The sequence below is a fragment of the Blautia caccae genome (assembly GCF_040095955.1).
Taxonomy (GTDB): Bacteria; Bacillota; Clostridia; order Lachnospirales; family Lachnospiraceae; genus Blautia; species Blautia celeris.
This window is the reverse complement of record NZ_JBBMFP010000011.1, coordinates 155,882-167,059: the sequence shown is the minus strand read 5'-3', so window position 1 is coordinate 167,059 and position 11,178 is coordinate 155,882. Positions and strand designations below refer to the sequence as shown.

Below are 11,178 nucleotides of genomic sequence, written 5' to 3'. Positions count from 1 at the left end.
CCACACAAATCTGTGTGATCGTTCATCTGCATTTCATTTTAGATATTTAACCTGTCTACTTGACAGGGGGCATATCAATGACACTTCCGCCGACATTTTTGTATCTGTATTCCTAATTATTCCCACTGTTCCCTTATGAAATCATAATTGAATTTTGACTGCTGTTATGTAGCAATACCTTTATATTTCACTTACAGATCTCCGGCAAACTTTCTTGCCATTCTCCCTTTGCGGCAGACCAATCTGCTGTATATTCTATACCTTCTATTGCCGCGGCAAATGGTTTGGCAAGAAATACATTTATTGTTTCCAGAACGGTGCCATAATCATCCGTATCGGTATTGATCTTACGGACAAAAGCTTTCCACTTCTTCTGCATTGCCGCATCATCGCCAAATCCCATAACCTGTTCAAACTGTTTTATACTGAACGTATGTCCACGGTTTACAAAAGTTCTGTGCAATGCTTCTGACAACACTCTGCCTTCAAAATCAAACTTATTTACAATATAATATATATCGTAATAGTCTTTCATTCTGCTGGAAAACTCCATTAAACTAAGGATTGCATCAATTTTTTCAGCGATAGTTGTCTCTAGTGAATATGTATTGATCATAGGTGCATTATAGTCAGGAAGCTGCGTCGGTATCTTGCGCTTTTCCTGTTTTGGTACGATTATGTCTCCCACACCGAAATCAATCCCAAATGGCGTGCGAGTGTTTTTAATATAAGCCACGACTGAAGCTCCGACACCCGCATATTTTTTTGCCAGAGCAATCGGTGCCACATCTTTGATTTCAAAAGACACAAAGTCATGCTCAGTAGGGGAAGCAATGATTTCTTCCAGCACCACTTTCAACTGTTCCGGTGTATTCGGAATTTTCTGAAGCAGAAAATCCACATCTACGGTAACACGACTGTCAAAACCGGTAAGCGAATAGATGAAAAGTCCGCCCTTTAATACAAGATTTTCCGCGTATTTCGATTTCTCTAAACGGCGCAGAAACTCCTCTTGGCAAAAGAGCTGCAGACAAAGTTGGTAACTTCTCCCGCTTTCTTTGGCAATCTTTTTAAGGCGTGCAAGTACAGACGCAGCTACATCAGCCATTCAACAGCACCTCCATTATATTCATTACTTTTGTGTAAAGACGCATTGTTTTCGCATATTTGGAAAGATTGGCAAGATTCTTTTTCTCATCTGCTGCATAAGAATTGACTGCCTTATTAAAGAGTTCATTATCAAGCTTTGTGCGATATTTAAAGCAATCACAAAGTGTACGTTCTCGGTCATAGACAGGCAAAGAAATACCACTGAAGTTTTCCATCGTCTTGCCAAGATTTAAAAACTCTCTTTGAATGTAATAGGTTTTCATGGATATCTCCTGCACCCGCTTAACTGTCCTGACTGCCGTTCGCGGCACCGCAATCGACCACTCGCGCGGGGCAAAGTCACTATATCCATAATGAAAAAGGGCTGATTCGACACAAATAATTCCCTGAGGGAGCAGTTCTTTAATCAGCTGTTCTTCTGTTATCATGGTATTATCAGGAAGTTGATAATATCCATGCCGGATTCGCTCTATTATTCCTTCTCTGCAAAGTGCGGCAACCTCATAATTTTTCATACCGGCTGCAAGAAAATCAGAAGTTCTTACAATACCGCCCTTTTCCTTTATTATGTTTCGTACAATTTCCTTTTTATTCAAACAGGCACCAACTTTCAGCATACAATTTTACATTTTTGTATGCTTTATTGTAGCATAAAATCAAAAAAATCACAATGCCCAATGTTTCATATTGTCAACGCCGGACTCTTTTTTACAAAACTGCCTTTTTAAAAGAAATATACGCACTCAGACAGTAAACCAGATAGATGCTGAAAAACACCCCCGCCGTCACTCCCAGGATACCTATTCCCTCTCCAAATCCTACCAGCGTCATTCCCTGGTACGCATCCCAGTTGACGCTGCCTGTGATCGCCATGTACACTGCGGCACCTCCCACAGCGGCGGGAAGTACGGGGAAGGAGTAATAGACGGCAAAATATCTCTGCAGAATCTTCCTCTGTTCTGCCTTATCCATGCCACATTCCTGAAGTATACGGAACTGCTGCCGCTCCTGCTCCAGATCACTCAATATCTGCACAGTCATGATAGTTGCCGCCGCAGCCAGCAGGATAAATGCCAGATAAAACAGAGGGAAGGAAAGACTCATGACAATAGAGGCCCCGCTCTCCCGGATTTCCGCCTTGCCGGTCACATGCATCTGATTTTCCCACGCTATGGCTGCGATTCCCTTATATACTTCCATGGAGAGCTCTTTTGGCGCCACTCCCACATACAGTTCCTCAATCACCTGCATGTTTTTGGCCACCCGGTCCGGCACGATCAGCAGATAGTAGCTCCCATTCCCGAAAAATTCCTGCTGGAAAAACGCACCTGTGAATGCCCCGCCAAAGGAGAGTGCCGCGTCCTTTTCCCTGTCTGTGCCGGCCGGAATGCTCCGGCCGCTTCCTGTCAGCGCCCGGGTACCGGCATACCGCTCCAGCTTTTCTTTTGCAAAGCCGCTGCAGTGCATATAATACTTGTCTTCCTCCAGATTTACCTTCTCCATACCCAGCATATCTCTTAATTCTTTGTACACGGACATTGCCATATAACAGTCATTTTCCATGGCGTCCATGTGGGAAAATGCCATGAATTTCCCCATATTTTCCGTGGAAAAATACGCGCCGAAATCACGCCTGCCGGAGGTGTATACCTGATAATCGGCAGTGGCAGCTTCCGGTATTTCCTTCTGTACATACTCTTTAAAAGGCTGCAGATCCTTCTGCCCGTACAGGGACCCTACAGCAAAGTCAAATGCCGTCTCATTCACCCGGCCATCCACGCGCCTGTTAAAAAACAACCCCAGGCTCACTGCCAGAAATACCAGGAGAAACAAAATGCTGACACTGGCAAAGGTCAGACTGAGATTCCGAATCTTGCCTGAATATATGCGCCCCAGAACCAGATTCCTGCCCCTGTATTTCCATTTCACTTTATTAAGCTTCTGTTCCAGAACCACAGGAAAACTCATAAAGAGACCGAACACGGAAAGCACGATCATGGACAGCCCGAATAAGGCTGCCGCACCCCCGGCGTCGTTGTTGATCTCACAGTACAGAAGTGCCCCAAAAGAACAGCATCCCAGCAGCAAAGCGAGCAGGGAGAGCAGAAAAAGTATCCTCTTCTGTTTCTTATTCTTTAAAGGCGCCTTCTCATTCTCCGCGTCCATAGAGAGCAGTTCCCGGATGCTGACTGCCATTACTTTCTTTTTTACCTTTCTGCCTGACAGCCAAAAGATACAGACCAGGTACACACTGGTCAGACAAAACGCTCCCCATGAAAATTCCAGCCCCATGTGGAAAGGCCGCAGAAATAAGTGCATCACCATGGCCTTTAAGATCTGGTAAAAATAAGTACCTCCTACCAGTCCTGCAAGCCATGCCGCGGCTCCTATGGTTATGCTCTCCCGGGCAAACATTCCGGCAATCTCCCGGTTCTCAATGCCCAGCATCATATAAGTCCCGAACTCACGGCTTCTTTTCCTGAATATAAACTCCGTAATATAGCTCACCAGCCTGCCCAGGATCAGTACAATGATAACACTGATAAAAATAATGATAAAAGGCATCATGGACCACTCACCCAGAATGGCTTTTATCTCCTCTGAAAACACCAGCAGGTGAAAGGAATACATCAATGTCACAGACAGGATCAATGTCAGAAGATACACCGCATAATCCCGCATCTGGCGCAGCGCATTCCTCCTTGAAAGTTTTCTCAGCATGACACGTCACCTCCCAGAAAGGACTGTACCTGCAGGATTTCCTCATAGAACTCCTGCTGTTCCTTTTTGCCGCGGACGATCTCATTAAAAATTCTTCCGTCCTTCAAAAAAAGGACACGTTTTCCAAAGCTGGCACAGTAAGAATCATGGGTCACCATGAGTATCGTCACCTGCAGTTCCCGGTTCAGTTCCCCCAGAAGCCCCATAAGCTGCCGGGAACTGCGGGAATCCAGCGCCCCGGTAGGCTCATCTGCCAGAAGGATTCTCGGCTTTTTGATCAGCGCCCTCGCGCAGGCACATCTCTGCTTCTGCCCTCCTGATACCTGGTAAGGAAATCTGGAGGCAATTTCCCCGATTCCAAGCCGCTCCATCATCTCCACACTTTTGGCGTGCACCTTTTCTGCCGGCAGTCTCAGCAAAACCAGGGGAAGGGCAATGTTCTCCTCAATGGTCAGACGATCCAGAAGGTTAAAATCCTGTACCACAAACCCCAGATTTTCCCTGCGGAACTTTGCCTGTGCTCCCTGTTCCACTGCAGTGATATCCATAATCCCGGAAGGCCCCTGCTTCCCTGTGTTCAGATAAATATGCCCTGCACTCACACAGTCCACAGTGGAAATGCAGTTGAGCAGTGTTGTCTTGCCTGAGCCGGAAGCCCCCATTATACTGGTGAACTCCCCTTCCTCCACCTGGAAACTCAGACCATCCAGTGCCTTTTTCAGATTATCCTTTGTACCGTAATATTTTTCTATCTGTTCCGCTCTCAGAACTTCCGCCATATTCCATTCCCTGCCTTTCTTCTTCCATTGGCAACTGCACAAGTGTTCCTTTTACTCCTCTATTATAGAAAACAGGAGGGCAGGTTACCTGTGATTTTACCGAATGTTATCTTACATATTCGTAAGATAAGGCAGAGGATGCATTGGCCGGCCCTCATACCTTGTGAACAGACATCACAGATGCCTGTTCCGCTATGGGAATCTCAAATACGACCCTTGTATATTCCCCCCATACAGATTCCGCCCGGACAGCCATCCCCAGCTTTTTACAGAGCTCCCTGCAGATATACAGTCCCATCCCTGTGGATTCCCTGTTCTTTCTCCCATTACTGCCCGTGAACCCCTTGTTGAAGATTCTTCCCATCTCGCTTTCACGGATTCCGCATCCGTTGTCCTCCACGATTAAGAGCACGGTATTTTCTTTCCGCCGTGCCCGGACTTTTATACAGGGGGATTCCTCCATGTATTTCAGGCTGTTGGACAGTATCTGACGCAGCATAAAAGTCAACCACTTGCTGTCCGTACAGGCTTCTGTCTCCAGACCTTCCGTCTCAATTTTTACGCCTCTCTGCCTGAACGTCTCCTGGTCGGCAGCAACTGCCCGGGCCACGCAGGATTCCATTGTTATCCTTCGTATGATGTAATCCTGCTCCGGATTTTCCATGCGGCTCATATAAAGAACCTGCTCTATCTCCCTGTCTATGTTTTCCAGGCTTTTTAAGATGCGGCGGTTGTCTCTGCTCTTCTCATTTTCACAGATAAGCTGTGCCGCTGTGAGAGGCAGCTTGACCTGATGGACCCAGTTTTCCACGTATTCCCGGTATGCCCTCTGCTTCTGCTCTGCCTCAGACACCTGCTCCTCCATGGCCTTCATGGAAATTCTCATGGCTTCCCAGTATTTCTTTCCCTCAAAGGTATCCGGTGCTTTTAAGATCTCTGTGACCAGCCATGGTTTTTCCATTTCCCTGACCGTATCCATAAGCTCTGTAAAATATTTCTTCTCCCTGTAAAAAGAAAACCCGGTCCAGGCAGCAAAAATCCCGAACCAGGTAATGAGAAGCAGGGCTGCTTCCCTTGACTGTACCCCAAGCGCTGTTAAAAACACAAAAAGAGCCCAGGCTGCACCAAGCTGCAAAAGCACTACGCCTGTCCTGTCCCCCAAAAACTCTCTGAACTTCATACCTTATACCCCATCCCCCTTTTTGTCTGTATCAGGCCGGGCAGGCCTATGGCGGCCAGCTTCTCCCGGCTCACAATATTTCCGGCATGCTCAAAGAGCCGGTGTAATATCTTCTGCTCATTTCTGCCAAGCTCCAGGCTTTTTTCTCCGTAAGTCAGCCGGGCAGCCCCCAGGTCAAGAGTGATGCCCCGATACTGAAGCACCGCAGGCTTTGACGGGCCTTTTACTCTGCGCAGCACAGTCTGAATCCGCGCCAGCAGAATGGGTGCCTTATAGGGCTTCGTGATAAAGTCATCCCCGCCGCTTTGCAGAGCTTCCAGCTCGTCCATGGAGGTGCTGCGGCCTGTGAGGAAGATAACAGGCAGGGAGCAGGCATTTCTGATTTCCCTGCACAGAGCAAATCCATCCTGCCCCGGCAGATTGATATCCATCAGGATCAGGTCAGGAGCTGTTTCTCTTATGATCTCCACTGCATTTCCTCTTCCGTCCCAGCCATCGCATACATATCCCTGGTTCTTCAAAAGAGAGGACAGCCCGCAGGCAATCTCTTCCTCGTCCTCCACGATCAAAATCTTTTCCACGTTCCATCCTCCTTCGTTTTACCCTTACATGATTTTCGTACTTTCCAGTTTTTCCATAAATGCATGGTTCAGACGAATCACCGGCTTTCTGAGTACCAGCCCCAAAAGCAGGGATGCTGCCAGGAAAAGTCCCAGTCTGCCCATCTCCGTCCAATAGGTATTTCCGTATAATCCGCCGATACATTCCCGCATGGCAGCCATGCTGTGCGTAAAGGGCAAAAACAGATATACTTTCTTAAAGAACGCAGGCGCCACCTCTATGGGGAAGGTTCCGCCGGAGCCTGCCACCTGGATGACGAGGAGCACCACGCATATGGCTTTGCCGATATCCCCAAAAGATACCGTAAGGGTATAGATCAGGTTCACAAATGCCACACTTGCCATCCATCCGGCCAGCACGAACAAAAACGGATGCTCACACTGGATTCCCAGATAATACAGGTCTCCCAGACAGATCAGTCCGCTCTGCAGAAGTCCCATGAGGAAAAACAGAATATACCTGCCCAGATACATCTGGTATTCCTTCACATTTTTCAGGCTGTCCGTGGTCTTTTGGGAGACGTTTACCTTCATCATGGCTACCAGCACGATTCCGCCCACCCAGATTGCCAGGGAGGAATAGAAAGGCGCCATGGAGGAGCCGTAATTCTCCACGGAATACACAGCCGTGCGGTTGAGTTTCACAGGCGCTGCCAACACCGAACTTAAAGATGCCGGGTCGCTGCCGATCAGATTTTTCAGCACATCCGAATCCTGGCTGTCCACAGCGTCCCCCAGTGTTTTTGACACGCCCTCAATCTTATCAGCAGCCTCTGTCAGAAGGGAAGCTGAGGTGTCCAGCGCTTTTCTCACTTCTGCCAGGTCCGAGGAGGCACTGTCTGAGATATTGCCAAGACCGGAAAGGCTGTCATCCAGTTTTTCCATCACATTTGCCACAGATGTGCCTGTATCACCCAGGGTTCCGAAAAGTTCCCCGAGCTCTGCCTGCAGGTTTTCCTCATAGTCACTCTGTACAGACGATATCTGCTGTACGCTGTCATCCGCCATCTGCTGAAGCTGGCCATGGTATGTGCCTATATCCGCAGCCGTATCTGTGATCTTTTCTGCCGTCTCATCCAGTTTATCTTTTAATGCCTGTTGTCCTGCGGTCAGTTCCTCCATATTGCTGATCAGGGGATTCAGAAGCTCTCCTCCCACGGGAAGGGCATCCCGGACAGCGGCCAGGCTGTCCCTGAAATCCGTATATTTGTCAATCACACTCTGGGTCACATCAGACAGTCCCAAAAGGCTGGATGCTGCATTCTGGGAATTATCCTCCATGGAGGCAAAGGTTTCATCAATCACCTGGGAGACAGCCTGGTAATAGGAACCGCTGTCCTCAAGTACCTGGCTGATAACCTCTGTGGTTCCGGAAAGACTGCTGCTCAGGCCCTCCATGCCCTCCCCGGTATCCTTAAGTACATCCAGTCCGGCCTCTGTACTCTCTCCGGACTGCTTCAGCAGGGAGGATGTGGTATCCAAAATCCCCTGCATGGAATCCATCATATCCGAAAATGCTGTCATGGTGGAAGCCAGCCCTCTCAGATCATCCGCGCTGTTCTTTGTATTTCCTGCAAGATTTCCGATCATGGTCCTTGTGCCGTCCTGATTCAAATAGGAGGACAGGGAATTCATCACATCCAGTCCAATCTGGCTGATCGTCTTTGTAAAGATTTCGTCAATCTGCGTCCGTATGGAGTCCGCCCCTTTATCCGTGACCTTGGGTGCAATGGCATTCTCCTTCTGGTTGGAATAATAGATCAGACTGGAGTGTGTCACATCATCGGAAAAGACTGTCATCATATCTTTGCTGAATGCTTTCGGTATGACGATCGCCGCATAGTATTTTCCGGACCTCACACCTTCCACTGCTTTCTTTTTGTCAGTGAAGACCCAGTCCATCTGCTCATTTGCCCTGAGGCTTGAGATGACTGTATCTCCCATATTGATCTTGACAGGAACAATGCTGCTCTCATATCCCTCATCCGCGTTTGCCACAGCCACCCGGATCCCCCCTGTATTACTGTAGGGGTCCCAGCTTGCAGCTATGTTAAACCACGCATAGAGGGCAGGCACAACCGTGAGTCCCAGAATGACGATCAGCGCAATGACATTGTTTTTAATATGGCTTACATCTGCCCGGAAAATTTTCCATATATTTTTCATTTGCTGCTGCCCTCCTTCTTACTTTCCAGTACCTGATGCAGTTCCTCCCTGCTCATCTTACTGAGCCGCATCTGCCGGTTCAGGCTCTCATGAATATATTCCAGACAGATGAGATAAAGCGCAATGCCTATGATGGAGGTGATCCAGAGTACCAGGAAGACCATCTTGGAATCAATGCTGAACATAAGCACCAGGAAAATGAGAGGGATCACAAGGATAGCCAAAAATCCCCGTCTGATTCTCTTCTCATAGCTAATCTCAAATTCTGCCGCTTTTTCATACAGCTGCGCCTTAAACTCCTCCTGCCCTGCAAGCATACGCACCACAGAAGACAGGCGTATCCTCTCATTTGGTATCCCGTTTTCTTCACAGAGCATCAGGTCCGTCTGTGCCAGTTTCTTGTCAAAAAGCAGATTTAAATTCAGCAGCAGAGGCCGCACAGCAACGCCGATCAAAAGTGCTATGGGAATGTAAACGGTCAGGCACAGCATATCTTTCAGATAATGGTACCGATAAATACCTGCCACTGCTTCCCGCATGGCATTTATGCCGTAAGTAAAGGGCAGCAGAGGATGAAGCGCCTGGAAAAATCCCGGGGTCATCTCTATGGGATATGTCCCTGCAGAGCCGGGTATCTGTACAATGACCAGGATCACACAGATCGCTTTTCCGATATGTTTGAAGGTAATAGACAGTGCATAGATAATATTTACATACACAAAAGAAGCAAATACCCCGGCAAATAAGAATGCTGCCGGTTCTGCGCACTGTATTTTGAGAAGATATAAATCTCCCAGGCATATGATCAGGGATTGTACGATTCCGAAAGCCACAAAGAGCAGCCATCTCCCGAAATATCCCTGTACAGCCGAAAATTTCCCCACTTTTTCTTTATCTGCCTCCAGCTTGAAAATGGCGATCAGAACAATACCTCCCACCCAGATTGCCAGGTTCGTATAAAAGGGCGCTAAAGCAGAGCCATAGTTTTCAATACTATAGACTTCCTTTGTCTCCACCTCCACCGGCGAGGACATGAAATCTGCCACAGATTCCCCGTCAATGCCGGAAAGATCCATAAGTACTTCCATGGATTTGGAATTTTCCAGTGCCTTTAAATCTGTCTGAGCGTTTTCCAGTATGTTCTGCACACTGTCAAGGGAGTCTCCCGTGCTCACCAGGACTGCCTGTATGTCATCCAGGCTTGCGGCAAGCTCGTCCAGAACAGATTTTACCTGTTCCGCAGACGGCTCCACCCCGTCCAGAAGGCCGGAAAGCCTGCCCGACAGTCCGGAAAAAGCATCCAGGTTTCCGCTGATCCCCGGCAGAACCTGCCGGTCAAAGGTATCCCTGGAACTAAGGAACTGCTCCCCTGCCTCCTGAAGGATGGAATCCACCTGGGTCAGGGCACCGGATGCTGTCTCCACAGAACTGCCAATACTGTCATTTCCCTGTCTGAGGCTTGAAACAATCTGTCTCTGCCCCTCCAGCTCAGCTTCCAGGGAAGCGATCACAGATGCCATGGCATCTGTTGGGTATGCTTCCTGAAAGGCTTCAAGGTTATCAAGGACACTTTCTCCCAGGGAAACCGCCTGATCCGCTCTGGTGATCATCCCGTCCACCTGGCCGTTTATTTCCAGGATCTTTCCGTTGATCTCACCGATCGCGGATTTTGACGCAGCGTTTATATCCGCCAGCGCAGTCTGCCCCTCCGAGAGAGCGGATGACATCCCTGCGGAAAATTCAGACGCTGCTGTCCTTGCGTGTTCCAGGATTTCACTGCTCTTGTCAATGGCACAGCTGCCCTCCCCGGCTACCTCTTTCAGCGCGTCCAGCGTTCCTTTGGTGTCCTCTATAGTCTCATTAGAACTGTCCGCAGTGATCCCAAATTTTTCCAGTCCATTCTGGTATTCCCTGATATTTTCCGATACACGGCTGATCTTTTCAAGCAGACTGTCCTGGGAACCGGAAAGTTTCTCCGACAGGGAGCCTGTGGATTTTTCTATTATGTCAGCCACTGCTTTCGACGCGGTGGCAGTGAAGGTGCTGTTGATCTCCTTCTCCACAGTCTCTGCCCCGGTATCTGTTATTTTAGGGGCAATGGCATTTTTCTTCTCGTTGATGTAATATGTAAATTCCGGCCTGTGGAAGTCTCCGCTTACAATGCTCAGCATATCCCGGCTGAAGGTTTCCGGAATGACAATGGCTGCATAATATTCTCCTGATCTTACGCCCTCCACTGCCTTCTTCTCATCTGTAAAAACCCAGCCCAGCGCATCGTTCTCTTTCAGATTGCTGACGATCTCACCGCCTGCATCCAGTCTGCCTGTCAGCTCATTCTCTGCGCCTTTATCACTGTTTGCCACTGCCACCTTGATATCCCCTGTACTTGCATAAGGGTCAAAATTGGCTGCAATGTTGAACCACGCGTACAGTGACGGAATGATGCAGATCCCTACTGCCACGATCACTGCTACGGGGTTGCGCAGCAGCCTTCTGCAGTCTCTGATGAATATCTGCCATACCTTCTTCATAACCTGCCTCCTGTGTTCATTTTTCTGCCGGTGCCCGCAGCGCTGTATCCGGCGCATCTGTATGCAGCAGC

8 protein-coding genes are annotated in these 11,178 nt (G+C 48.5%); all 8 read right to left on the bottom strand.

All coding sequences use genetic code 11. The annotated features are described in order from the left end of the window. Positions 1-187: 187 nt before the first annotated feature. Positions 188-1,108 carry a nucleotidyl transferase AbiEii/AbiGii toxin family protein gene (locus WMO65_RS14115; RefSeq protein WP_148393148.1) on the bottom strand — a complete coding sequence of 307 codons (921 nt, stop codon included), beginning with the start codon at positions 1,106-1,108 and terminating at the stop codon, positions 188-190. After that, entirely contained in the window at positions 1,101-1,727 is a 627-nt protein-coding gene (locus tag WMO65_RS14110) for a type IV toxin-antitoxin system AbiEi family antitoxin domain-containing protein (RefSeq protein ID WP_243128832.1), read from the bottom strand. Before WMO65_RS14110 ends, WMO65_RS14115 begins: the two co-directional genes overlap by 8 nt. A 91-nt stretch (positions 1,728-1,818) precedes the next feature. After that, positions 1,819-3,831 (bottom strand): FtsX-like permease family protein, encoded by a 2,013-nt coding sequence (locus WMO65_RS14105; protein WP_148393149.1) that lies wholly within the window; start codon positions 3,829-3,831, stop codon positions 1,819-1,821. Next, positions 3,825-4,610, bottom strand: coding sequence for an ABC transporter ATP-binding protein (locus tag WMO65_RS14100; protein WP_148393150.1), 786 nt, complete (start codon positions 4,608-4,610; stop codon positions 3,825-3,827). The genes WMO65_RS14105 and WMO65_RS14100 overlap by 7 nt, the downstream gene beginning before the upstream one ends. Before the next feature lie 154 nt (positions 4,611-4,764). Further along, positions 4,765-5,790, bottom strand: a complete 1,026-nt coding sequence (locus tag WMO65_RS14095) for a sensor histidine kinase (protein WP_148393151.1) — start codon at positions 5,788-5,790, stop codon at positions 4,765-4,767. Continuing rightward, a complete protein-coding gene (locus WMO65_RS14090) occupies positions 5,787-6,371 on the bottom strand; it encodes a response regulator transcription factor (RefSeq protein ID WP_148393152.1) in 585 nt (194 codons plus the stop codon). Before WMO65_RS14090 ends, WMO65_RS14095 begins: the two co-directional genes overlap by 4 nt. A gap of 24 nt (positions 6,372-6,395) precedes the next feature. Further along, positions 6,396-8,576: a YhgE/Pip domain-containing protein gene (locus WMO65_RS14085; RefSeq protein WP_148393153.1), complete on the bottom strand. Its 2,181-nt coding sequence runs from the start codon at positions 8,574-8,576 to the stop codon at positions 6,396-6,398. Next, positions 8,573-11,107, bottom strand: coding sequence for a YhgE/Pip domain-containing protein (locus WMO65_RS14080; RefSeq protein WP_148393154.1), 2,535 nt, complete (start codon positions 11,105-11,107; stop codon positions 8,573-8,575). Before WMO65_RS14080 ends, WMO65_RS14085 begins: the two co-directional genes overlap by 4 nt. Positions 11,108-11,178 lie beyond the last annotated feature (71 nt).